The organism is Pseudomonas salmasensis (assembly GCF_014268375.2).
Lineage (GTDB): Bacteria > Pseudomonadota > Gammaproteobacteria > Pseudomonadales > Pseudomonadaceae > Aquipseudomonas > Aquipseudomonas salmasensis.
Genome location: NZ_CP077083.1, coordinates 674,117 through 696,139, shown reverse-complemented (window position 1 = coordinate 696,139; position 22,023 = coordinate 674,117). Strand labels below are relative to the sequence as shown.

Genomic DNA, 22,023 nt, shown 5'->3' with positions numbered 1-22,023 from the left:
CACGCATTGTTTAGCTTTGAAGAGTCACACCGACTAGCTACAGACCGGAATGACCGCATTCAGTTCAGCGCGATTATCTCCCTGATAGCACTTTGATTTCATTGTCTATTTGCACGCCGTCATTGTTGGCCGGGTTGGGCCGACACCCAACCTTCATTGCGTGCCGAATAAACCCGTCCAATAGATGCCCGCGTCACTCTTGGGGTCCATGGCGTAGGCGGCACCCAATTCGCGAAATTGCGGGTTCATCAGGTTGGCGCAGTGGCCGGGACTGGCGAGCCAACCGTCGACGACCTTGCGCGGCGTGTCGAGGCCGGCGGCGATGTTTTCGCCGATACTCTTCGCGATATACCCGGCCAATTCGGCGCGGTCGCCAGGCGTACGGCCATCGGGGTCCAGGTGGTCGAAGAAATTGCCGTTGGCCATATTGCGCGTGTGGCTGTTGGCCGCGCTGGCCAGCGTGTCGTTCCACGACAAGGGCGCCGTCGCCGTGAACGCCTGGGTGCCGCACTGGCGCGGCTCGGCACGGGCGGTGTTGATCAGGTCGAGCAGCTTTCTGCCTTCGGTCTGCCAATCGCCCAGGCCGCTGGTCACCAGCGGGCGGGCCAGCACGATGCGCCAGTCCTGGCCGCTGTTGCTGACGCCGATATCGACAAACTGCGGGTCGAGCACGACGCGGCAGAAGCTCTCGCGCACCGCTTTCATCGCGGCCTCGGCATCCTTGGGCCCGGACAGGCTGATAGCCTGCACATTCACCATGGGGTACGCAGCGCGCGCCAGCGACTGCTGCAAATCGCCGACATTGGACGCCGGCAATACCAGCCGTGTGTCGCTGGCCAGCGGTGGCAACTCCTGGGAACCCTGGTCACCGCAGCGTTGTACCTGGCTGCGGTATTGGTTGATTTGTTGGACTAACTGACTTTCTTCATTCGCCATCGCGCTGGCGCAGAACACCGTAGTGGCGGCCAGCGTCGTAAGACCCATCATCAATGACAGAACGCGCATGGACGTTACCCTTGAGCTTGAAAGTGCCCATGATGCGCGATCCAGGTGCATCCATGCACCCGTTGGTCCGAACTTTTTTGCTCAGTTCTTGAATGCCGAGTGTTTCGCGCCCTGATCGCGCCGGGCCAAGACCTTCACCAAAATGGCCAGCAGTATCAAACCCGCGGCCACGGCAAAGGTCGCGTGCATGCCGGCAGCTACCGCCTGTGGCGCGGCGTGACTGACATCCGGAGTGACGCGGGCAAACACTGCGCCGAGGGCCGATGCGCCGAAAATCAGGCCCAGGTTGCGCGACAGATTCAGCAGGCCGGACACCGTGCCTCGGCGTGTCGCCTGTATATCGCTCATCACCGCCGTGTTGTTGGCCGCCTGGAACAGGCTGTAGCCGGCCGTCAACACGGTCAGGGCCGCGAGATACATGGCGAGCCCCGACACCTGCGACAGCAACAAGCTCCCGCACAGCATTACACCCAACCCCATGAGGGTTACGCGCTGGCTGTCGAGGCGATCGGTCAGGTAACCCGCCGGTACACCGGTAAGCGCCGCGACCGCTGGCCCGACGGCCATGGCCAAGCCCATCCAGGCGGGATCGAGGCCCAGGCCACGCGACAGATAGAACGGGCCCACCACAAACGTGGCCATGATCACCGCCGACACCAGGGCACTCATGGCCAGGCCGGCGCGCAACGGCGCATCACGCATGGGGGCCCAGAATGTATCGCCTGGCCAAGCTTCGCGGCGGTCAGCATCCACCGGCAAATAACGGTAGGCGAGGGCGGCAGCCACACCCGCCAAGGGCAGGCCGATCAAAAACAGCGCGCGCCAGCTCCACAGGCTGAGCAATACCCCGCCGACACTCGGCCCCATGGCCGTGCCGAGTGCCGACATGGTGCCGAGCAGGCCCATGACTCGGCCGGTATTCTCTTTGGTGACGGTGTCACCCACCATGCCCAGGGTCATCGCCATCATGATCGCCGCGCCCAGGCCCTGGAATGCCCGTGCGCCGATCAGCCAGGGCAGGGTTGGCGCGGCGGCACCCCCGGCGCAGGCCAGGGCAAACACCAGCAACCCGCTCAGCAGCAAGCGCCGGCGCCCCAGACGGTCGCCCAGGCGCCCGGCGCTGACAATCACCGCGGTGATGGCCAGCAGGTAAGCGAGCACCACCCACTGCACCGCATGAAACGATGCCCCGAAGGCGTGCGCCAGGCTGGGCAGGCCGACATTAGCAATGCTGGTGCCCAGGGCGGCCAGCAACATGGACAACGACAAAGCGATTAAGCCGCCGCGTGTGGAGGTTTGCATGCGCGTTTCCTTGAGTGAATGCACCTGTCACAAATCTACGGCGTCGCCTAACATGGCGGAAGACGCATGGGTTGCAGGTTATAGCTGCACCGAACGCCTGATAAGGAGCCCGCATGCCCGACTTCAATTTACTCATCACCCTGGACGTGTTGCTTGCCGAAGGCAGTGTCGCTCGCGCTGCCCAGCGCTTGCGCCTGAGCCCTTCGGCCATGAGCCGGGCCCTGGCGCGTTTGCGTGCGGCCACCGGCGATCCGCTGCTGGTGCGTGCCGGTCGCGGCCTGGTGCCGACGCCCCGGGCGTTACAACTGCGCGAGCAGGTCAGCCAACTGGTGCAAGACGCCCACGCCGTATTGCGCCCCGCGCACACCCTGGATTTGGGTGAGCTGGTGCGTACCTTCACCCTGCGCACCAGTGAGGAGTTCGTCGAACGCTTCGGCCCCGCGCTATTGGCGCGTATCGCCCAGGAGGCACCGAGCGTGCGCTTGCGTTTCGTGCACAAGAGCGACAAGGACACTACGTTGTTGCGCGACGCTGGCGTCGACCTGGAAACCGGTGTGGTCGATGTCGGCGCCAGCCCCGAAGTGCTGACCCAAGCGCTGTTTCGTGACCGGCTGGTGGGCGTGGTGCGCGAGGGCCATCCGCTGAGTCGCGGCACGCTAAGCGCAGCGCGTTTCGCCCAGGGACAACATATCTACGTGTCTCGGCGCGGGCAGGACCGTGGCCAGATCGACGATGCCCTTGAGGCGCAAGGTCTGGTTCGGCAGGTCAGCATCGTGGTCGCCGGTTTCAACACCGCCATCGCCCTGGCGCGGAGCACCGACCTGATCGCCAGCGTGCCTGAACGCTACATCACCGCGCCGCCTCAAGGCTTGCACTGCTTTGAGCTGCCGGTGACGTTGCCGCCGTTCACCGTGGCGATGCTGTGGCACCCGCGACAGGACGCAGACTTGGCCCATCGCTGGCTGCGCGCGTGCTTGCGCGAGGTGTGCGGGCCATGAGCGGCCCGCAACAGGTACAATCGCCGCTGCCTTGACGCGAAACCCCAGGAATTTGCATGTTCAGCCTTACCCGCTATACCACGCCGTGCCCCGAACCGATCAACAGCCAGATCCTGCAGATGGTGGTGGACAACCTCACCGACATCAGCAGCGTGGCGCTGGCACCGAGCAACCTGCTCTACAACATCTACCAGTACGCCATCGGGTTTGAGGTGCACCTGTACCTTGAGGCGTTGAATGGCGAAAAGGGCGTTGCGGTGGAGTTGGTCGTGGCGATGGAAGACGAGACGGTTGTAGGCTTTTGCCTGTATCTGCCGGTGAAGGGTGATCCGCACGCCTGTGGCATCGCGTTTATGGCGGTGCAGGCCGGCTTTCGTCGCCAGGGTGTGGCACGCAGCATGCTGGACGAGGTGTTGGCGCGTTATCCCCACGCCGAACTGGCCTGTGCGGTAGAGAAGGTTGCGGCGTTCCAAGCCCTGGGTTTTCAGGTGCGCGGTGCGCGGGGTACCCAGGTCGTGATGAACACCCGTAACTACGCCACCGAAGGGCTGATGGGCGTGTTGGATGTGGCCTCGATCTACAGCTCGCTGGAAGTGCGGCAGATCCACACCTACCTGCTGCAAAAACACGGCAAGCGCGCCATGGTCGACGCAGAGAAACAGCGCGATCGGCACCTGGACCAGTTGACGCGCAAGGCGCAACTGTTCGTCCAGGGCCGTCTGCCTACGGCCTGACGCGCCTGACCATCCCGAGGATAGTTTCCAGCAGCTCCTGCTGGGCTTCCTCGCGGCTGATCTCGCCATTGGCCGCCGCGTGGGACAGCGCTTCCGCCGCGCCGAGCATGGCGCGCAATCCAGCCTGAGAGATGCTGGCGCCATGGGTGAAGGGCGACAGCGCGTCTCTGCACTTATCGAGGAAGATCGCCTCGTATTCGCGCTTGGATGCTTCCAACTCCGGCGAACCGCTCAAAGCGGCAATCACGCCGGGGATTTCCCGACCTTGCAACAACACGCAATCGACATACGACGACGCGATAACCCACGCGCGGTCCTCAAGGGTCGCGTTGCTGGTGGCGATGGCATCGGCAAACACCTGGTCCTGGCGCTCGTCGAAGTCTGCATACAGCGCGGCCAGCAACCCTGCGCGTGTAGCGAAGTGGTCGTAAACCACTGGTTTGGTGACGCCCGCCAGCTCGGCCAGGCGGCCCAGGGTCAGGGCGTCGGTGCCTTCGTCACGCACCAATTGCCAGGCCACGTCGAGTAACTGACGCAGGCGACCTTCACGGGACAAACGACGACGTGGGGCAGGGGATTCACTGCTTGACATGCTTATATACCAAAAGTAACTTAATTGACGTAACTTACTAAAAGTAGATTAAGCCGAAAGGGAGTCAAAGTCATGCACGCACTGATCGTTGTTGCCCATCACGACCCACAATCTCTCACCCACAGCGTGGCCGCCGAGGTGGGCGCGGGCTTGACCGCCTCTGGCCACACCTTTGAAATGGCCGACCTTGCGGCTGAAGGGTTCGACCCACGCTACAGCGCTGCCGACCACTCGGTGCACCGTACTCGGGCGGTGCCACCCGCTGACGTGCTGGCCGAGCAGGCCCGTATTGACCGCGCCGACGCGCTGGTGCTGGCGTTCCCCATCTACTGGTGGTCGATGCCCGCGTTGCTCAAGGGCTGGGTGGACCGCGTGTTCGTCAATGGCTGGGCGATTGATTACGGCCCCGATACACCGGTGCAGAAGAAACTGCGGCATTTGCAGGTGCATCTGCTGGCCCTGGGTGGGGCCGATGAGAGTGCCTTTGAGCGACACGGTTATGCCAAGGCCATGAACACCCAGATCGACTACGGCATCTTTGATTATTGCGGGGCGCGGGTACTCACCTCGCAGTTGTTGCTGGACTCGGAAAGCGGCACGGCCCAGGCGCATTTGCACAAGGCCCGGGCGGTGGGGCAGGGATTGTTTGAGCGTGAGGCAGTGGCGGGATAATTCAAGCGTCGCGAAACAGGTCGTGGGCGTCGAGCAAGCGGTAGGCAATCTCGGGGTTCTTCTCCAGGCCACGGCGAATGGAGGCGGGAATGGACTGGCGGGTCTTGCGACACATGCCCGGCAGTTCGTCGATGACGATCTGGATCCCGCGCATGCTCTTGACCTCGGTATGCCCCGGCGCGATGTGTACGCGGATGCCCAGTTGGTCGTACATCCGTTGTTGCAGGTGTTTGAGGTCTTGCAGGCTCTTGAGGTTTTCCAGGCGCGCCAGCAGGATTTTTTCCTGCTGGCGCGTCAGTTGCAGAATGCGCAGATCAGCGCTGGGCGCTTCCAGCAGTTGTTCACGGTTGCAGACACAGGCGCCGGGTGGGCAGGGTTGGCGAAGGGTCATTGACGCTCCCGGCAAGGTTTCACTGCAACTGTAGGAGCGAGCTTGCTCGCGAAAAACTCACAGGCGCCGCATTCATTCAGCAAGCGCGCGTTTTCGTTAACGTTTTTCGCGAGCAAGCTCGCTCCTACAGGTTTGTGTGTCAGTCGTTTAGGTGGACGCCCAGGCTGGCCAGGGCTTTCCAGTAGTCAGGGTAGGTCTTGGCCACGCAGTCCGGGTCTTGGATGCGAATGCCCGAGACTTTAAGCCCAGCCAGGGCAAAGCACATGGCGATGCGATGGTCGGCGTGGGTGTCGATCAGTGCGGTGCAAGCGGTGCCAGCCAGGGCGGGGTCGCTGGCGACCAGCAGGTCGTCGCCCTCGATGGTCGCCAGGCCCGGGCGAATTTCGTTGAGGCCATCGTGCAGCGCCTGCACGCGGTCACATTCCTTGACGCGCAGGTTCGCCAGTTCAGTAAAACGCACCGGCGTGTTGTTGAACGCGGCGAGCACCGCCAGGGTCGGGATCGCATCCTGCATTTGCGAGCCCACCACCGTGGCCTGCATGTTCGGGAATTGCGCGATCACGGCCTGTGCCTTGGCGTCGGGCTGGGTGAAGTCCTGCGCGGCTACACCGATGTCGATACGGCCACCGGTCAGTACTTCTGCGGCCCACAGGTAAGTGGCGGCGGAAGCGTCGGGTTCGATCAGGTAATCATGGGCGGTATAGCCGGTGGGAGCCACGCGCCAGGTGGTGTCATCCACGGCGTCGACCTGGGCACCGAACGCACGCATGCAATCGAGGGTCAGGTCCACGTAACCACGGGCACCGATGTCCTTGCCGGTCAGCGCCACTTCAATCGGCGCTTCGCCGCACGCGGCGAGCATCAGCAGGGCCGATACGTACTGGCTGGACAAGCCACCATCAATCTCGAAACGCTTGGCCTGAACCTTGCCCACGCCGTGCACGGTCACCGGTGGGCAACCGGTGGGGCTGTCGACCTGAATGCCGTTCTGGCCGAGGGTGGCCAGCAATGGACCGATCGGGCGTTTTTGCATGTACTCGTCGCCGTCCAGCACCACGGTGCCTTGCACGGTGGCCACGGCAGCCGTGAGAAAGCGCATGGCGGTGCCGGCGTTGCCGAGGAACAACGGTTGTGCCGGCAATTGCAGCGAGCCTTGGCTGGTGACCACAAAGGTGGTGTCGTCCGGCTCGTCGATGGTAACGCCCATCTGCCGCAGGGCGACCGACATGTGGCGCGTGTCATCGCTTTTGAGCGCACCGCTCAAACGGCTGGTGCCCTTGGCCAGTGCCGCCAGCAACAGCGCACGGTTGGTAATGGATTTGGAGCCGGGGGGCGCGACCTTGCCAGTGAGGGGGAAGTTGGGCGGTGTAACGGTCACGGTTTTCTGCGAACTCAAGGTACAAGGCTCCTGGTCAAGGCGAGGTGGCGTGGAGTGGCCGACATGCGGACCCGAATCATCAGGCAAACACGCCATGCTTGTCGAGTGAGCGGGTGATTTGCGTGATGTATTGGCGTGCGCTCCGGCCTAAATGTGGGGGGGGGCTTGCCCTAACTGTAGGAGCGAGCTTGCTCGCGAAAAACGCCAACGATAAAGCGGGCTTCCTGAATGAACGCGGCGCCTGGAAGTTTTTCGCGAGCAAGCTCGCTCCTACTGAATTAACGCTGGCTCAGCCAGTAGTCATGCAGCGCCCGCGCAGCCGGTTCGATTTCGCTGACCCGCTGTTGATGGGCCTTTACATCCAGGTCTGCCGGCAGTTCGAAATTGTCCTGCTCGGCGCACCAGGAAATCCGCTCCAGTTGCCCGGCTTGTACAGCGGGCAATGGCGGCCAGTTGGCGATCGCCACGCCGCGCACATAGCCAAAGCACCATTCCTCGGCAAGGGTCACCACCTGGCCTTGATGCTCGGTGTCATCGAAACGGGCCTTGAACGCCTGGGCGTCGGTGGCCAACTGCGCGGCCAGGGTATTCATATGCCGCACGCACAACTCAAGGAAACCCTGGGCTTCGTCCATGTTGTCCCATTCGGGGTTCTGCCCACCCCAGATAGCCGGGAACCACTCGGCCACGTCCACTTGGGCTGGGCTTGAGACCAGCGCGGTGAAGTAACCGTCGAGTTCGGCCATGTTCAGCACCGAGTGGTCGTCGCCGTATTGCAGCAAGATGGCCTCGATGGCGTCGAAATCGGCAGGGGCGAGGGGATGAAGTTGCATGGCATGTCCTTTAAACGTCGAGCGCCGCGGTTGGGGCGGCTTAAAGCGCGAAGGATGGCGTGTGTGCGGGGTTTTATCCAGCGTCTTTTCCTGCGCGGTGCCAGTCCCGCTTTTGGCCGATGCGCCGTGGCGCACCCTTGATATAGTCTGGCCTTTCTCAATCGCCAGTCAGGGATCACTGCCATGTCCGAATACCAAGCCTTCGTTGTCGAACTCAGCGGCAACGTTGCCCATGTGCAGATCAATCGCCCGGAAAAGATCAACGCCATGAACGCGGCGTTCTGGACCGAAATCATCGACATCTTCCAATGGGTCGACGAGACCGACGCCGTGCGTGCCGTGGTGCTCAGCGGCGCGGGCAAGCATTTTTCCTCGGGCATCGACCTGATGATGCTGGCCTCGATCGCCAATGATTTTGGCAAGGACGTGGGTCGCAATGCGCGGCTGCTGCGCCGCAAGATTCTCGAGCTGCAAGCCTCGTTCAACGCCGTGGACACTTGCCGCAAGCCTGTGCTGGCGGCGATCCAGGGCTACTGCATTGGCGGCGCCATCGACCTGATCAGCGCGTGCGACATGCGCTATGCCGCCGAGGACGCGCAATTCTCGATCAAGGAAATCGACATCGGCATGGCCGCTGACGTCGGCACCTTGCAACGCCTGCCGCGCATTATCGGCGACGGGATGCTGCGTGAGCTGGCCTACACCGGTCGTCAATTCGGCGCCGAAGAAGCGCGCAGCATCGGCCTGGTCAATCGCGTGTTTGCCGATCATGAAAGCCTGCTGGCGGGTGTCATGGACCTGGCCTATCAAATCGCCGCCAAGTCGCCGATTGCCGTGACCGGCACCAAGGCCATGATCAGCTACATGCGTGACCACACAGTCAATGACGGCCTGGAATACGTTGCCACCTGGAACTCGGCTATGTTGCAATCCAACGACCTGCGCGTGGCCATCGCGGCCCATATGAGTAAGCAGAAACCCGAATTCGTGGATTGACTGACATGACCCCAGGCTGGATTACCACAACGCTTCTGGACAACGACGCCCCTGGCGGCTGGGCCGTCGCCCGCAGCCGCGAAGGCTTTTTACACGACACCAACGGCCCGCTGTTCCCGCGCGAATGGCTCAAGCGCCAAGAGCTGTCGGTGTTCGCTGAACACGGCATCGGCCACCTCGATGGCGAGCCGGTGTACCTGCTGGAGCTCAACGCGCCGGCAGAGGTGCAAGGGTGCAGTTGGCAGGGCCTGCGTGGTTTTATGCTGCAAGGTGATCACACCCTGTACAAGGTGCTGGGCTACGCCGCGCAGATCGGTACCTGGGCGCGGGAGCACCGTTTTTGTGGCAGTTGTGGCCAGGCGATGGTGCAGGTGCCGAGGGAGCGGGCGATGTATTGTCAGGCCTGCGACCTGCGCAGCTACCCACGCATCTCGCCGAGCATGATTGTGCTGGTGACCCGTGGTGATGAGATCCTGCTGGCGCGTTCGCCGCGTTTTGTCACGGGGGTCTACAGCACCTTGGCCGGTTTTGCCGAGCCGGGTGAATCCGCCGAAGACTGCCTGATCCGTGAAGTGCGCGAAGAGGTGCAGGTGGAGGTCAAGAACATCCAGTACATGGGCAGCCAATGCTGGCCGTTCCCGCACTCGATGATGCTGGGCTTTCACGCCGAATACGCCAGTGGCGATATCGTGCCCCAGGCCGACGAGATCGAGGACGCGCAGTGGTTCAATATCCACGAACTGCCGCCGTTGCCGGCGTCACGCTCGATTGCGCGTTACCTCATCGACCTCTACCTGGCCCGCCGTTTAGGCCACGCTGAACCAGTGCTGCCAGGCTAGGCGCACGGTCAGGCCCAGGACCACGGTGATAAACACCGGGCGAATGAATTTGGCGCCGCCGCTGATCGCGCTGCGTGCGCCAAAGAACGCGCCACACATCACCGATACCCCCATCGCCAGGCCGACAATCCAGTCCACCGACCCATTGATGATAAACACCGTCAGCGCCGCCGCGTTGCTGACGAAGTTCATGCTGCGCGCTACGCCGCTGGCCTTCACCAGGTCGATGGGGTGCAGCAGCATCGTGCTGACCGTCCAGAACGCCCCCGTGCCGGGCCCCGCCACGCCGTCGTAGAAGCCCAGGCCGAAGCCCTGGGTGGCTTGCCATTTCTTCTTGATCGGTGCCTCGGCATCCAGGGGTGCCTTGGGCGTGCCACCAAACAGCAGGTACACACCGCAGGCGAAGACGATCACCGGGAGCATCTTGTTCAGGGTTTCGGCGGGCAAGTAATGGGCGACGACTGCGCCGGTCAGCGCACCGATCAAGGTACCGACGATGGCGTGCACCCATTGGCGTGGGTGGAACAGCTTGCGGCGGTAGAAGGTAAAGCTGGCGGTGGCCGAGCCGAAGGTGGAGCTGAGTTTGTTGGTGCCCAGTACCAGATGCGGCGGCATGCCAGCGGTGAGCAGGGCAGGCGTGGTCAACAAACCGCCACCGCCGGCGATGGCGTCGATAAAACCGGCGATAAAAGCGACAACGGCCAGGATGGCCAGGGTGGTGAGGTCTACGCTGAGTTCAAAGGGCATGGGCAGGGCTTATTGTTGGAGGGCCGCAGAAAGGCTGCATCTTACTGCGATGTAGCGGGTCTAGGCGATGCAAATGTGGGAGCGGGCTTGCTCGCGAAGGCGGCGTGTCAGTCACTGAATCTTCAACTGAACCACCGCTATCGCAGGCAAGCCAGCTCCCACATGGGTCATGCATTGCCGACAAAATCAGCACCCGGCACAGATTCCCCGTGGAAGCGGGTAGACACCTGGCCTCATCGAACCGAGTTCTGCATCACAATCTGTGGCAGATGCTCGAACAGAAAGTCAATCAGCGCCCTGACCGAAGGCAGCATGCCGCGCCGCGCCGAATACGCCAGGTGCACTGTCAGCTCGGGTGCACTCCATGCTGGCAGAACCACCACCAGTTGCTGTCGAGCCAGCGCAGGCAGGCACGCGACATCCGGCATCATCGCGATGCCCAACCCGTGGATGGCCGCATTCAGGATCGTTTCATGCTCGCGGCACATCAAGGTCGGCCGCAGCCTCGCCGTGGTGTATGCACCTTCGGGCCCAACCAATAGCCATTGTGGCTGTGGCTCATCCGCCGCTTCGTAGTACAGCGTCTGCCGTTGTGCCAGCTCGTCCGGATGGGTCAACGGCCCCGTGCGCTTGAGGTAGTCGGGGCTGGCGACCAGGATGCGCCGGCTCATCCCCAGGGGTTTGGCGACCAGGTCGGGGTCCATGTCCTCCGGCCGGCGCAGCCGCACGGCGATGTCCACGGATTCTGCCTGCAGGTCCACCGTGCGATCGGTGGCAAGCACCTGCACGCGCACCTGGGGGTAACGGGTCATGAACGCCGGCAGGTAAGGCGCCAGGAATACCTGCGTCGCCAGCACCGGGCAACTGATGCGCACCAGCCCGCGTGGCGCGGCGCTGGCCATGTCGATGACTTCCTGGGCCGCCAGCGCTTCGGTGATCGAGGCGCGGCAATGGATGAAAAACCGCTCACCGAGGTCGGTCAGGGACACATGCCGTGTGGTTCGATGAAATAAGCGGGCACCCAAGCGTTGTTCGAGCGCCGCGACGCGTGCACTGAGCCGCGACTTGGGGATGCCCAGCACGCGTCCCGCCGCCGAGAACCCGCCGTGCTCGGCGACCATGGAGAAATAGTAGAGATCGTTGAGGTCCTCCAGCACAGCCTGGGTGGTCATTCGATTGTCCGGTTTTAAGTAACAGAGGGTTCAAAACTAGCATCTACTGGGATGATTGTCCTTTGGTTAGGCTGATGACTCACCGAATCAGCTGGTACCCAAGGAGCCCCCGACATGCCTCTGCTTACCGCCGCCAATCTTGCGCAATACGGCGACCCCCATCCACGCCAGCGCGTTGCCGTCCTCGACACCCACATGAGCTACGTGGATGTCGGCACAGGCGAGCCCATCGTCTTCCTGCATGGCAACCCGACGTGGTCGTATCTATGGCGCAACATCATTCCTCACGCGCTGCCACACGGCAGATGCCTGGCGCCGGACCTGGTCGGCATGGGGCTTTCGGGCAAGTCGCCGACCCGTGCCTATCGTTTTGAGGACCATGCCCGCTATCTCGATGCCTGGTTCGAGGCCATGGGGTTGACCAACGTTGTGTTGGTCACCGATGACTGGGGCACTGCGCTGGGGGCGCACTGGGCCAACCGCAACCGGGATCGCGTACAGGCGCTGGTGTATATGGAAGGCGTGGTGTTTGCGGGAAGTTGGGAAGATTACGCCGGCGCAGGCAAGGACCTCTTCAAAGCGCTGCGCTCGGAAGCCGGCGAGCAGATGATCCTTGAGGAGAACCTCTTCATCGAGGGGATCCTGCCTCACACCACATTGCGCACCCTGAGCGCCAAGGAAATGGACGCCTACCGCGCGCCCTTCGCCACCCGGGAAGATCGCTGGCCGACCTTAGCCTGGCCCCGCGAACTGCCTATCGAGGGTGAACCGGCAGGCGTCGTCACGATCGTCGAGGCGTTCGGCGCGTGGTTGGCGACCGAGGCGCTGCCCAAGCTTCTGATCGTCGGGGAGCCAGGCGCAGTGCTTACCGGGCGTGCGTTGGCCTATGCCCGCACCTGGGCCAATCAACGCGAAGTCAGCGTGCCGGGTATTCATAGCCTGCAGGAAGACGCTCCGGCCGAGATCGGCCTGGCGCTGTCGCTGTTCCTGCGAGAACTGCGCCCATCATCTGAAGCCATCCCATTCACACCCGTGCATGACCTGACCCCTGGAGGTTGACCATGAAACACACCTACAAAGGCCCCGACGATGCGCTGGAAGTCGCGCGCTTTGTCTGCAATGCCGTCAACGGCTGGACCGAAAACCCGACACGGATGATTCCCTATTTCACCCCGGACGGCGGTTGGGAGTTTCCGTTCGCGCCCACCGAGTTTGGCCTGTTCTTCAAGGAAGTGCGTGGGGCCGAGGCCATGAAGCGCTATTTCAGCTCGCTCGTGCCTTATATGGAAAACCTCGATATCGGGCCGGTAGAGAACTGGACCATTCACAGGCTGCAGCAGCCGCACACCTACGTCTACGAATACTCCGGCACGGCCACCATCAAGGGTTCGGGCAAGCTCTACGAGCAAAACTACATTTCGATCGTGACGCTGGAAGGCGGCAAGATCAAAACCTATCGCGAGCATTGGAACCCCTACGTCGCACTGCTCGATTTCGGCCTGGCGCGTCCGGTTGACGGTGACGCGAAGTAGCGACTGCGGCACTCCTGATTGCAAAGACGAGGTGATACATGAACGCAAAAGATGTGGTAACCACGATGTGGACCGAACTGATGACCGCCAAGGACCCGGCCGTTATCCAGAAGTGGGTCGCCCCGACCTACAAGCAGCACAGCCCCTATGTGCAAACCGGCCGAGAAGGTCTTGAGCAGTTAGTGGCAAGCCTGCGAGACGACTACAGCTACGAGCTGACCAGGATCTTCAGCGACGGTGACCTGGTGGTGTTGCACGGCATTCATCGCAACTGGCTCAACGGCGTATTCACAGGCGGCGAAGCCGTTGTCGGCATCGACATGTTCCGCGTTGCGGATGATCAGATCCAGGAGCATTGGGATGCGTCGGTGCCCGTCATGCGTATTTCGGCATCGGGTCGCACCCAACTCGACGGGCCGGCGACAGTCGAACATGCGGATAGGACCGCGCACAGCAAAAACACTGCAACCGCCTTCGTCCAGACGGTGCTGGTCGACAGGCAGCATCAGCGCCTGCCCGAGTTCATCAGCAAGCATGGGTTGGCGCAGCACATTACGGAAATTGCCGATGGCGCGGCTTGCCTGGCGCAAGCGTTGGCGGTGAGCGACAAGGAGTATGTCGCGATCAGGCAGGTGGTGGCTGAAGGTGAGTTTGTCGCGGTCCAGTCAGAAGGACGGGTCAATGGTCAAACCCATACCTTCTGGGACCTGTTCAGGGTCGATGCGCACGCAAAGATCGCTGAACAGTGGCAGGTAGCGGCGGTGTTCCCCGATGTCGTACCCCACGACAACGGGGCGTTCTAGAACGTTATTTGTGCGCGCCCAGCCATTCCAGGGCCGTGCGCCAGATGCAGATACCCAGGAAGTAGGCCGACATCAGCGACCACAAGCCGAATGTCCAAGGGTTGGTATTCGGGTAATCCACCACCATCAGGAAGCTGCACAACAGCCAGATGGTCGTCACTGCGATGTTGATCGGCATGAAGCGCTTGACCCGGAACGGGTGCAAAAACTTCATCGGCGTCACGGTCAACAGCGCCAGGCCGATCACGGTCAGCAAGGTGACCCAGGCATCCGGCTGGATGATATAGACGCACAGGGCAACGACGTTCCAGGCGGCAGGGAAGCCGACGAAGTAGTTGTCCTTGCTCTTCATGTTCACGTTGCAAAAGCAGAACAGCGACGACACCAGGATCACCGACACCGCAAACAGGTGGGTGAAATCGGGCAGGTCGATGTAGCGGTAGATAAACAGTGCCGGAATGAATACGTAGGTGAGGTAGTCGATCACCAGGTCCAGCACCGAGCCGTCAAAGCTGGGCAGCACCGTGCTGACATTCACCCGTCGCGCCAGTGAGCCATCGACGCCATCCACCACCAATGCCAGGCCCAGCCACAGCAGGCACGCCTTGGGGGAGTTTTCCAGCAGCGCCAGGGTGGCCAGAAAGGCCAGCACCACACCGGTGGCGGTAAAGCCGTGGGCGCCCCAGGCTTTGAGTCTGGCTACATGCAGGGTCGATATCACGGGCGGTTCTCCAAAAGGTCAAACGGGGCAGCCGACGACGTAGCGCTGTCGAGTCTGGCCAGGGAATGCAGGTATCGACCGGGAAGGGGAGGATAAGGTTCACCGCCCGGCGTATCCGTTAGCGTAGCAAGCGTAGGCCATTTGGGCATCAGCCCTGACGGAACACCAGTGCCTTTAGCCCACTTTGCGGGTCGATGTCAGGGAATTCCGGTGGGTTTTCCAGCCGCTGTACAAACCGCAGGCCCGGCGCTTCGCGGGTCACGCCGTCGATCAGGAAGTCTTCGCCGAAGGCAGGATCGTTCATGCATGCCAGCACGGTGCCCTGGGCACTGAGCAAGTCTGGCAGGCGGCGCAGCACGCGCTGGTAATCCTTGGTCAGCAGGAAGCTGCCTTTCTGGAAGGAGGGCGGGTCGATGATCACCAGGTCGTAAGGGCCGTTGTTCGTCACCTTGGCCCAGGACTTGAACAGGTCGTGGCCCAGGAAACTCACCCGGCTCAGGTCGTGCCCATTCAGGCGATGGTTGTCGCGGCCACGGCTGAGGGCGCCACGGGCCATGTCCAGGTTCACCACATGGTCGGCGCCGCCTTCGATGGCGGCCACGGAAAAACCGCAGGTATAGGCGAACAGGTTGAGCACCCGTTGGCCGCTGGCCTGTTCGCGCACCCAGTTGCGCCCGTAACGCATGTCGAGGAACAGCCCGCTGTTCTGTTTTTTACCCAGGTTGATCAGGTAGCGCAGGCCGCCCTCGGTGATGGTCAGTTCGTCGATGGCGTCGCCCACCAGCCATTCGGTGGTGCTTTGCGGCAGGTAGCGGTGTTGCAGGGCCACGGTGTGCACGCCGAAACGGCTCCACTCGATCTGCAACAGCGTGTGCTTCAGGGCATCCAGGTGCTCGGTTTCTTTGAACAAAGCAACCAGCACCACCCCTTGCAGCCAGTCCACCGTCAGTTGTTCCAAGCCCGGCCAGCAACGGCCACGGCCATGGAACACGCGCCGGGTTTCCGCAGGCGCGTCAGCTAGGGCAGTGAGCAAGTGGGCGTGCAGGGTAGCGAGGGCGTCTGGGGTCATCGTTAAGCGTCGGTCATCGGGGCGGGCGGCATTTTAAACACAATTGGGTAGGAGGGGGGCTGGCCTGTGAAGGGGATGACACCCCGCGGTCCAACTGTGGGAGCTGGCTTGCCTGCGATAGCGGCCTGACAGCCGACACTTCTCTACCTGACACCCTGCGATCAAACTGTGGGAGCGGGCTTGCTCGCGAAGGCGGCCTGACAGTCAACACAGTTGGACCGGGTACATATCCGTTATTCAGGTAACGGCCACTTAGGGGTCCGCTCTGACAGCGGGTCACTTTTGGAAAAGAGCCCCAAAAGTAACCAAAAGGGCTCTTGCCCCACCACTCGGCACCTCGCCTAGGCTCGGTGTGCCCGTAATCCGCCAGTGATTTGGGGGGCCGCCGCCACGCGCCATCCATGGCGCGGGGCGGCTAAACCGGCATCCCTGCCGGTTTACCCCCCAAATCCCTGTCGAATTCCGGCCAGCGTGGTTTAACGGGGCGCCTAAGATCAAGATCAAAAGCAGATCAAGAGCAAGATCAAGAGCGGCTCGCTTCGCAGCGTGGTTACTATCGCAGGCAAGCCACAGCGTTTGCGATGTGGGTCAGCGCGTGGCAATCAGCGCCGGTCCGAATGACTCTTTCAAGAAAACCGGGGCGATATAGCGTTCGTAATGCGCCTCGGACAGCAGAAAGAACTCCCGGTCTATCGCATCGCGCAGGTCCGCCAGGTGGCGTTCGCGAAACTCGGGCAGCAACGTCAAGCCGTAGGCATCCAGCTTGGAGATCACTCGTGCGCCACGGGCAATCAGTTGGTATGCCCAGCAATACGGCGACTGGTGCGGCACAAAGCGAATCTTGCGCGCTTCCAGTTGCTGACGCAGGCGCTGCGGATCGAAGACTTCCAGCTTGCTGGCCATCACCTGTACCAGCAACTGCTCCAGGCGCAGCCACACCGCCTGTTTTTCCTCGGCGCTATAGCCATTCCACTGGATTACTTCATGGTGATAACGCTTGCAGCCCCGACAGACCAGGTCACCGTAGACGGTGGAGCACAGGCCGACGCAAGGGGTCTTGATGGTTTGGTTGGGCATAAAGGCAATTTGCAAAAGTTTGAAGAACACCGCTGCCCCCATGTAGGAGCGAGCTTGCTCGCGAAGACCCCAAGGGCACCGCGTTCATTCAGGATGCACGCGTTATCGTTGACGTTCTTCGCGAGCAAGCTCGCTCCTACAGAGGTTATGTCAGTCCCAGCTCAGCGCGCCGCCGGTCTGGTATTCGATCACACGGGTCTCGAAGAAGTTTTTCTCTTTCTTCAAGTCCATGATCTCGCTCATCCACGGGAACGGGTTGGTGGTGCCTGGATATTCTTCCTTCAAGCCGATCTGCGACAGGCGACGGTTAGCAATGAACTTGAGGTAATCCTCCATCATCGCCGCATTCATGCCCAACACCCCACGCGGCATGGTATCCCGCGCATATTCGATCTCCAGCTGCGTCCCTTGCAGAATCATCTGGGTCGCTTCTTCTTTCATCTCGGCATCCCACAGGTGCGGGTTTTCGATTTTGATCTGGTTGATCACGTCGATACCGAAGTTCAGGTGCATCGACTCATCGCGCAGGATGTACTGGAACTGCTCGGCCACGCCGGTCATTTTGTTGCGGCGGCCCATGGACAAAATCTGGGTGAAGCCGCAGTAGAAGAAGATGCCTTCCAGCACGCAGTAGTAGGCGACCAGGTTGCGCAGCAGTTCTTTGTCGGTGTCGACGGTGCCGGTTTCGAACTTCGGATCGGAGATCGAACGGGTGTATTTCAGGCCCCAGGCGGCCTTTTTGGCGACCGATGGAATCTCGTGGTACATGTTGAAGATCTCGCCTTCATCCATGGCCAGCGATTCAATGCAGTACTGGTAGGCGTGGGTGTGGATCGCTTCTTCGAAGGCCTGGCGCAGGATGTACTGGCGGCACTCGGGGTTGGTGATCAGGCGGTACACGGCCAGTACCAGGTTGTTGGCCACCAGGGAGTCGGCGGTGGAGAAGAAGCCCAGGTTGCGCATGACGATGCGGCGTTCGTCGTCGGTCAGGCCTTCGGGGTTTTTCCACAGGGCGATGTCGGCGGTCATGTTGACCTCTTGCGGCATCCAGTGGTTGGCGCAGCCGTCGAGGTACTTCTGCCAGGCCCAGTCGTACTTGAATGGCACGAGTTGGTTGAGGTCGGCGCGGCAGTTGATCATGCGCTTTTCGTCAACGGCGACGCGGGCGGAGGCGCCTTCCAGCTCGGCGAGGCCTTCGGCGACGTCGAGTTTGTCCAGGGCGGCCTTGGCGCGCACGATGGCGGCGGAGTCGTTGGCGGTGACGGCGCGGGCTTCCACTGCGGCAGCGGCGCCAGCACCGTCGAGGCGGTCCATGTTGGCTTCGGTGGCGTGGCCGGCGTTGGCGCCTTTGATCACCGCTGCACCGGTGTCTTCGTTGTCGACTTCATCCCAACTCAGCATGGAAATACTCCTTCCTGGTACTCGAAAAAATAAATGTTTTTGCAGGCTACAAGGCATTGAAATACTGCGCGTAGTGTGGTCGGTAAATACCGATGCTGCACACTATGTAGTGGTCTGATCTGTTTGTGGGCACACTATATGGGGTGTGACAAAGTTGGTCAACGCACAAGATGTGCGGTCATAGGTCGCTGTTCAGCAGAAGACTGGCCAGGAAACATAATTGTGCTTATGCCGTTATCGAATAAATAAATAGATATATATTCCTTTTAATGTTTTGGCCGGCAGCGCATTTTGAGGGCCTGCGCATTCGTGCGGATTGACCCAACAGCCAAAAGGAAAGCCGACATGACCATCAAAGCGATCAACGTGCGCAACCAATTCAAAGGCGTGATCAAGGAGATTCTGCTGGGGGAGGTGGTGTCGGAAATCGACGTGCAGACCGCGTCGGGTATTGTGACGTCGGTGATCACCACGCGCTCGGTGCGAGACCTCGAATTGAAGGTGGGCAGTGAAGTGATTGCCTTTGTGAAGTCGACGGAAGTGTCCATCGCCAAGTTGTGATGGATGATGTGGGGGGGGATTGCTTACCCCTCCCACGAATGCTTCGCTTGGCCAGTCAGCGCTGGCGCAAGGCACGTTCCATCCGCTGTATACCTTCCTCGAGCATCGCCCGTGGGCAACCGAAGTTCAGGCGCACGAATTGCTGGCTGTCATCGCCAAATTCAATCCCCGCGCTCAGGCCCACCTTGGCCTGTTCCAGGAAGAACCGTTGCGGGTCATCCAGGCCTAGGGCGCTACAGTCCAGCCACGCCAGGAAGGTGCCCTGTGGCGCATGCATCACCAGGCCGGGCAGGCGAGTTTTTACCGCGTCGAGCAGGTAGTCGCGGTTGGCTTGCAGGTACTGCACCAGCGCGCCGAGCCAGTGGGTGCATTGGCTGTAGGCGGCGCGGGTGGCTTCCAGGCCCAGTGGGCTGACGCTGTCGACCATGCCGCAGCGCGCCTGATTGAAACGCTCACGCACCTCGGCGTTCTGGACCACGGCGAAGCAGGTCTTCAGGCCGGCCACGTTATACGCCTTGCTCGCTGACATCAGGGTGATGGTGCGCTGGGCGATCTCGGGGCTGAGGCTGGCGGTGGGGATGTGGTGACGGCCGTCGAAGCACAGCTCGGCGTGGATTTCGTCGCTGATGATCAATGCGCCGGTATCCAGGCAGGCATTGGCCACCGCCAGCAACTCTTCGTGGGCAAACACCTTGCCGATGGGGTTGTGCGGGTTGCTCAGCAACAGCGCCCCGGCCCCGCTCAAGGCTTGGCGCATGGCCGGCAGCGGTGTGCGGTATTCGTCATCGATCAATTGGAACGGCACTTCGATGCGTGGCAGGTTCCAGTTGCCGGGCGCCAGGCGAATCGGCCGATAGTTGGGGGTTTGCAGTACCACCGCCTGGCCGGGCTGGACGAAAGCGTGCAGGGCCATATTGAAGCCAGGCTCGACGCCGGGCAGAAACAGCAGTTCTTCGGGCTGTACGCGCCAGGCGTACTTGGCCCACAGGTCAGCAACGATAGCGTCGCGCACGTCCGGGCCGGCCACGCTGTAGCCGAGAATCTGCTGGTCAAGGCGTGCGTGCAGGGCTTGCAAAATGGCGGGTGGCGCGGCGATGTCCATGTCAGCGATCCACATCGGCAAAACGTCTTGCGGGTAACGGCTCCACTTGGTACTGCCGGTATCGAAGCGTGGGTGGATGGTGTCGAAATCAAAGCTCATGGACAGGCTCGTATCAGGGCGGCGGTAAAAGAATGGCGCCGATTCTAGCGCCATTAATTTTATAGGCCAGAGCTGATTGCCGACTTGCGCAGCGGTGTGCGTTCCATGACCGACAAGTTCTGTAATAAAAACGCCATTGCGCTGGGGATTGAATCGGCTAGGAGCTATTTTGGTGCATCTCAATAATCAGAGTAGCCATGGATGAAATACCAACCCTTCAGTCACACTTTGATTGCGACCGCGCTGGTCTTGACGGTCAACGGTGTGCACGCAGCTTCCCAAGCCCCGGTTGCGGGTGAAAATGGCATGGTGGTCACGGCCCAGCACCTGGCAACCCACGTGGGTGTCGATGTGCTCAAGGCTGGCGGTAACGCGGTCGATGCGGCGGTGGCGGTAGGTTACGCACTGGCGGTGGTGTACCCGGCCGCAGGTAACCTGGGCGGCGGTGGTTTCATGACCGTGCAACTGGCGGACGGGCGCAAGACCTTTCTCGATTTCCGCGAAAAAGCCCCGTTGGCGGCGACGGCCGACATGTACCTCGACAAGGCCGGCAATGTGGTCGAAGGCCTCAGCGCCAAAGGCCATTTAGCGGTGGGCGTACCGGGCACGGTGTCTGGTATGGAGCTGGCCCTGAGCAAATACGGCACCCTCAAGCGCGCTCAAGTGATTGCCCCGGCGATCAAGCTGGCGGAAAACGGCTTTGCGCTGGAGCAGGGCGATATTGACCTGTTGCACACCGCCACCGGTGAGTTCGAAAAAGACCAGGACATGCGCGCGATCTTCCTGCACAACGGCAAGCCTATGCAGGTGGGCCAGAAGCTGGTGCAGAAGGACCTGGCCAAGACCCTCAAGGAAATCTCGGCCAAGGGCACGGACGGTTTCTATAAAGGCTGGGTTGCCAAGGCGGTGGTCGATTCCAGCCAGGCCGGCAAAGGCATCATCACCCAGGCCGACCTCGACGCCTACAAAACCCGCGAACTGGCCCCCATCGAGTGCGACTACCGTGGCTACCATGTGGTCTCGGCGCCGCCACCCAGTTCGGGCGGCGTGGTGATCTGCCAGATCATGAATATCCTCGAAGGCTACCCGATGGCCGATCTGGGCTATCACTCGGCCCAGGGCCTGCACTACCAGATCGAAGCGATGCGCCATGCCTACGTGGACCGCAACAGCTACCTCGGCGATCCGGACTTCGTGAAGAACCCCATCGAGCATCTGCTGGACAAGAACTACGCGGCCAAGCTACGCGCGGCGATCGAACCACAGAAGGCCGGTGACTCCCAGGCGATCAAACCGGGTGTATCGCCCCATGAAGGCAACAACACCACCCACTATTCCATCGTCGACAAGTGGGGCAACGCGGTCTCGGTGACCTATACCCTCAACGACTGGTTTGGCGCCGGGGTGATGGCCAGCAACACCGGGGTGATTCTCAACGATGAAATGGATGATTTCACCGTCAAGGTCGGCGTACCGAATATGTACGGGCTGGTGCAGGGTGAAGCCAACGCCATCGCACCGGGCAAGGCACCGCTGTCGTCGATGAGCCCGACCATCGTCACCAAGGACGGCAAGGCGGTGATGGTGGTCGGTACACCGGGGGGCAGTCGCATTATTACCGCTACCTTGCTGACCATCCTGAATGTCATCGACTACAAGATGAACATCCAGGAAGCCGTGGACGCGCCACGCTTCCATCAGCAGTGGATGCCTGAGACCACCAACCTGGAGACCTTTGCGGTCAGCCCGGACACCCAGAAGATCCTTGAAAGCTGGGGCCATAAGTTCGCCGGCCCGCAAGATGCCAACCACTTGGCCGCGATCCTGGTAGGCGCGCCGTCCCTGGGTGGCAAGCCGGTGGGTAACAACCGCTTCTATGGGGCGAATGACCCACGGCGCAATACAGGCTTATCGTTGGGCTACTAAAGCCTGGCGCTGCCCCGTGTAGGAGCGAGCTTGCTCGCGAAAAACGTCAACGATAACGCGTGTTTCCTGAATA

23 protein-coding genes are annotated in these 22,023 nt (G+C 61.5%); 10 read left to right on the top strand and 13 right to left on the bottom strand.

The annotated features are described in order from the left end of the window. Positions 1-153: 153 nt before the first annotated feature. Both HU731_RS02890 and HU731_RS02885 read right to left on the bottom strand, forming a co-directional pair. Positions 154-1,005: a CAP domain-containing protein gene (locus tag HU731_RS02890; protein WP_186608515.1), complete on the bottom strand. Its 852-nt coding sequence runs from the start codon at positions 1,003-1,005 to the stop codon at positions 154-156. 81 nt (positions 1,006-1,086) lie between these two features. Further along, positions 1,087-2,307: an MFS transporter gene (locus HU731_RS02885; protein WP_186608516.1), complete on the bottom strand. Its 1,221-nt coding sequence runs from the start codon at positions 2,305-2,307 to the stop codon at positions 1,087-1,089. Positions 2,308-2,420: 113 nt separating this feature from the next. Here HU731_RS02885 and HU731_RS02880 point away from each other — a divergent pair, with 113 nt between their 5' ends. Together HU731_RS02880 and HU731_RS02875 are read left to right on the top strand one after the other, a co-directional pair. After that, a complete protein-coding gene (locus tag HU731_RS02880) occupies positions 2,421-3,305 on the top strand; it encodes a LysR family transcriptional regulator (RefSeq protein WP_186608517.1) in 885 nt (294 codons plus the stop codon). A gap of 56 nt (positions 3,306-3,361) precedes the next feature. Next, positions 3,362-4,039: a GNAT family N-acetyltransferase gene (locus HU731_RS02875; RefSeq protein WP_186608518.1), complete on the top strand. Its 678-nt coding sequence runs from the start codon at positions 3,362-3,364 to the stop codon at positions 4,037-4,039. Here HU731_RS02875 and HU731_RS02870 read toward each other — a convergent pair. Continuing rightward, positions 4,029-4,631, bottom strand: a complete 603-nt coding sequence (locus HU731_RS02870) for a TetR/AcrR family transcriptional regulator (RefSeq protein WP_186608519.1) — start codon at positions 4,629-4,631, stop codon at positions 4,029-4,031. The two genes, HU731_RS02875 and HU731_RS02870, sit on opposite strands and share 11 nt — an antisense overlap. 72 nt (positions 4,632-4,703) lie before the next feature. Between HU731_RS02870 and HU731_RS02865 the strand changes: the two genes are divergently transcribed. Beyond that, entirely contained in the window at positions 4,704-5,303 is a 600-nt protein-coding gene (locus HU731_RS02865; RefSeq protein WP_186608520.1) for an NAD(P)H-dependent oxidoreductase, read from the top strand. A gap of 1 nt (position 5,304) precedes the next feature. Here the strand turns inward: HU731_RS02865 and HU731_RS02860 are convergent, their stop codons facing one another. From HU731_RS02860 to HU731_RS02850, 3 genes are all read right to left on the bottom strand, one after another. Next, positions 5,305-5,694: a hypothetical protein gene (locus tag HU731_RS02860; protein WP_186608521.1), complete on the bottom strand. Its 390-nt coding sequence runs from the start codon at positions 5,692-5,694 to the stop codon at positions 5,305-5,307. Between the two features lie 139 nt (positions 5,695-5,833). Next, a complete protein-coding gene (locus HU731_RS02855) occupies positions 5,834-7,090 on the bottom strand; it encodes a 3-phosphoshikimate 1-carboxyvinyltransferase (RefSeq protein ID WP_186608522.1) in 1,257 nt (418 codons plus the stop codon). A gap of 260 nt (positions 7,091-7,350) precedes the next feature. After that, positions 7,351-7,905 (bottom strand): UPF0149 family protein, encoded by a 555-nt coding sequence (locus HU731_RS02850; RefSeq protein WP_186608523.1) that lies wholly within the window; start codon positions 7,903-7,905, stop codon positions 7,351-7,353. Positions 7,906-8,088: 183 nt separating this feature from the next. Between HU731_RS02850 and HU731_RS02845 the strand changes: the two genes are divergently transcribed. Beyond that, on the top strand, positions 8,089-8,901 hold the full coding sequence (locus HU731_RS02845) for a crotonase/enoyl-CoA hydratase family protein (protein WP_186608524.1): 813 nt from the start codon (positions 8,089-8,091) through the stop codon (positions 8,899-8,901). A gap of 5 nt (positions 8,902-8,906) precedes the next feature. After that, positions 8,907-9,740, top strand: a complete 834-nt coding sequence (nudC, locus tag HU731_RS02840; RefSeq protein ID WP_186608525.1) for an NAD(+) diphosphatase — start codon at positions 8,907-8,909, stop codon at positions 9,738-9,740. Here the strand turns inward: nudC and HU731_RS02835 are convergent. Beyond that, positions 9,708-10,487, bottom strand: a complete 780-nt coding sequence (locus HU731_RS02835; RefSeq protein ID WP_003191011.1) for a TSUP family transporter — start codon at positions 10,485-10,487, stop codon at positions 9,708-9,710. The genes nudC and HU731_RS02835 overlap by 33 nt on opposite strands. Positions 10,488-10,720: 233 nt before the next feature. After that, positions 10,721-11,659 (bottom strand): LysR substrate-binding domain-containing protein, encoded by a 939-nt coding sequence (locus HU731_RS02830; protein ID WP_186608526.1) that lies wholly within the window; start codon positions 11,657-11,659, stop codon positions 10,721-10,723. 114 nt (positions 11,660-11,773) lie between these two features. Here HU731_RS02830 and HU731_RS02825 point away from each other — a divergent pair, with 114 nt between their 5' ends. From HU731_RS02825 to HU731_RS02815, 3 genes are read left to right on the top strand one after another with little or no spacing between them, the layout of a single operon-like run. Next, positions 11,774-12,718 (top strand): haloalkane dehalogenase, encoded by a 945-nt coding sequence (locus tag HU731_RS02825; RefSeq protein ID WP_186608527.1) that lies wholly within the window; start codon positions 11,774-11,776, stop codon positions 12,716-12,718. Between the two features lie 2 nt (positions 12,719-12,720). Then, entirely contained in the window at positions 12,721-13,191 is a 471-nt protein-coding gene (locus HU731_RS02820; RefSeq protein WP_186608528.1) for a nuclear transport factor 2 family protein, read from the top strand. Between the two features lie 38 nt (positions 13,192-13,229). Next, on the top strand, positions 13,230-13,994 hold the full coding sequence (locus HU731_RS02815) for a nuclear transport factor 2 family protein (protein WP_186608529.1): 765 nt from the start codon (positions 13,230-13,232) through the stop codon (positions 13,992-13,994). A gap of 4 nt (positions 13,995-13,998) precedes the next feature. On the opposite strand, the gene pcsA is transcribed toward HU731_RS02815, so the two are convergent. The 4 genes from pcsA to HU731_RS02795 form a co-directional block, all read right to left on the bottom strand. Continuing rightward, positions 13,999-14,715 carry a phosphatidylcholine synthase gene (gene pcsA / locus HU731_RS02810; protein ID WP_073525045.1) on the bottom strand — a complete coding sequence of 239 codons (717 nt, stop codon included), beginning with the start codon at positions 14,713-14,715 and terminating at the stop codon, positions 13,999-14,001. A gap of 148 nt (positions 14,716-14,863) precedes the next feature. Further along, positions 14,864-15,784, bottom strand: coding sequence for a class I SAM-dependent methyltransferase (locus HU731_RS02805; RefSeq protein ID WP_186608530.1), 921 nt, complete (start codon positions 15,782-15,784; stop codon positions 14,864-14,866). A gap of 588 nt (positions 15,785-16,372) precedes the next feature. Further along, complete coding sequence (locus tag HU731_RS02800) at positions 16,373-16,861, bottom strand: DUF1289 domain-containing protein (protein ID WP_186608533.1); 489 nt, start codon at positions 16,859-16,861, stop codon at positions 16,373-16,375. Between the two features lie 150 nt (positions 16,862-17,011). Next, positions 17,012-18,262, bottom strand: a complete 1,251-nt coding sequence (locus tag HU731_RS02795; RefSeq protein WP_032892020.1) for a ribonucleotide-diphosphate reductase subunit beta — start codon at positions 18,260-18,262, stop codon at positions 17,012-17,014. 345 nt (positions 18,263-18,607) lie between these two features. On the opposite strand from HU731_RS02795, the gene HU731_RS02790 reads away from it, so the two are divergent. Then, on the top strand, positions 18,608-18,823 hold the full coding sequence (locus HU731_RS02790) for a TOBE domain-containing protein (RefSeq protein WP_003173733.1): 216 nt from the start codon (positions 18,608-18,610) through the stop codon (positions 18,821-18,823). Positions 18,824-18,878: 55 nt separating this feature from the next. Here the strand turns inward: HU731_RS02790 and HU731_RS02785 are convergent, their stop codons facing one another. Then, positions 18,879-20,024: a MalY/PatB family protein gene (locus tag HU731_RS02785; RefSeq protein WP_186609011.1), complete on the bottom strand. Its 1,146-nt coding sequence runs from the start codon at positions 20,022-20,024 to the stop codon at positions 18,879-18,881. A 201-nt stretch (positions 20,025-20,225) separates the two neighbouring features. Here HU731_RS02785 and ggt point away from each other — a divergent pair, with 201 nt between their 5' ends. Continuing rightward, positions 20,226-21,950, top strand: a complete 1,725-nt coding sequence (ggt, locus tag HU731_RS02780) for a gamma-glutamyltransferase (RefSeq protein WP_186609012.1) — start codon at positions 20,226-20,228, stop codon at positions 21,948-21,950. Positions 21,951-22,023: the final 73 nt, after the last annotated feature.

What these genes read in the sequence shown, in the direction of transcription:
- HU731_RS02890 (WP_186608515.1), bottom strand. Translation starts at nt 1,005, where the DNA reads ATGCGCGTTCTGTCATTGATGATGGGTCTTACGACGCTGGCCGCCACT.
- HU731_RS02885 (WP_186608516.1), bottom strand. Translation starts at nt 2,307, where the DNA reads ATGCAAACCTCCACACGCGGCGGCTTAATCGCTTTGTCGTTGTCCATG.
- HU731_RS02880 (WP_186608517.1), top strand. Translation starts at nt 2,421, where the DNA reads ATGCCCGACTTCAATTTACTCATCACCCTGGACGTGTTGCTTGCCGAA.
- HU731_RS02875 (WP_186608518.1), top strand. Translation starts at nt 3,362, where the DNA reads ATGTTCAGCCTTACCCGCTATACCACGCCGTGCCCCGAACCGATCAAC.
- HU731_RS02870 (WP_186608519.1), bottom strand. Translation starts at nt 4,631, where the DNA reads ATGTCAAGCAGTGAATCCCCTGCCCCACGTCGTCGTTTGTCCCGTGAA.
- HU731_RS02865 (WP_186608520.1), top strand. Translation starts at nt 4,704, where the DNA reads ATGCACGCACTGATCGTTGTTGCCCATCACGACCCACAATCTCTCACC.
- HU731_RS02860 (WP_186608521.1), bottom strand. Translation starts at nt 5,694, where the DNA reads ATGACCCTTCGCCAACCCTGCCCACCCGGCGCCTGTGTCTGCAACCGT.
- HU731_RS02850 (WP_186608523.1), bottom strand. Translation starts at nt 7,905, where the DNA reads ATGCAACTTCATCCCCTCGCCCCTGCCGATTTCGACGCCATCGAGGCC.
- HU731_RS02845 (WP_186608524.1), top strand. Translation starts at nt 8,089, where the DNA reads ATGTCCGAATACCAAGCCTTCGTTGTCGAACTCAGCGGCAACGTTGCC.
- nudC (WP_186608525.1), top strand. Translation starts at nt 8,907, where the DNA reads ATGACCCCAGGCTGGATTACCACAACGCTTCTGGACAACGACGCCCCT.
- HU731_RS02835 (WP_003191011.1), bottom strand. Translation starts at nt 10,487, where the DNA reads ATGCCCTTTGAACTCAGCGTAGACCTCACCACCCTGGCCATCCTGGCC.
- HU731_RS02830 (WP_186608526.1), bottom strand. Translation starts at nt 11,659, where the DNA reads ATGACCACCCAGGCTGTGCTGGAGGACCTCAACGATCTCTACTATTTC.
- HU731_RS02825 (WP_186608527.1), top strand. Translation starts at nt 11,774, where the DNA reads ATGCCTCTGCTTACCGCCGCCAATCTTGCGCAATACGGCGACCCCCAT.
- HU731_RS02820 (WP_186608528.1), top strand. Translation starts at nt 12,721, where the DNA reads ATGAAACACACCTACAAAGGCCCCGACGATGCGCTGGAAGTCGCGCGC.
- HU731_RS02815 (WP_186608529.1), top strand. Translation starts at nt 13,230, where the DNA reads ATGAACGCAAAAGATGTGGTAACCACGATGTGGACCGAACTGATGACC.
- HU731_RS02805 (WP_186608530.1), bottom strand. Translation starts at nt 15,784, where the DNA reads ATGACCCCAGACGCCCTCGCTACCCTGCACGCCCACTTGCTCACTGCC.
- HU731_RS02800 (WP_186608533.1), bottom strand. Translation starts at nt 16,861, where the DNA reads ATGCCCAACCAAACCATCAAGACCCCTTGCGTCGGCCTGTGCTCCACC.
- HU731_RS02795 (WP_032892020.1), bottom strand. Translation starts at nt 18,262, where the DNA reads ATGCTGAGTTGGGATGAAGTCGACAACGAAGACACCGGTGCAGCGGTG.
- HU731_RS02790 (WP_003173733.1), top strand. Translation starts at nt 18,608, where the DNA reads ATGACCATCAAAGCGATCAACGTGCGCAACCAATTCAAAGGCGTGATC.
- HU731_RS02785 (WP_186609011.1), bottom strand. Translation starts at nt 20,024, where the DNA reads ATGAGCTTTGATTTCGACACCATCCACCCACGCTTCGATACCGGCAGT.
- ggt (WP_186609012.1), top strand. Translation starts at nt 20,226, where the DNA reads ATGAAATACCAACCCTTCAGTCACACTTTGATTGCGACCGCGCTGGTC.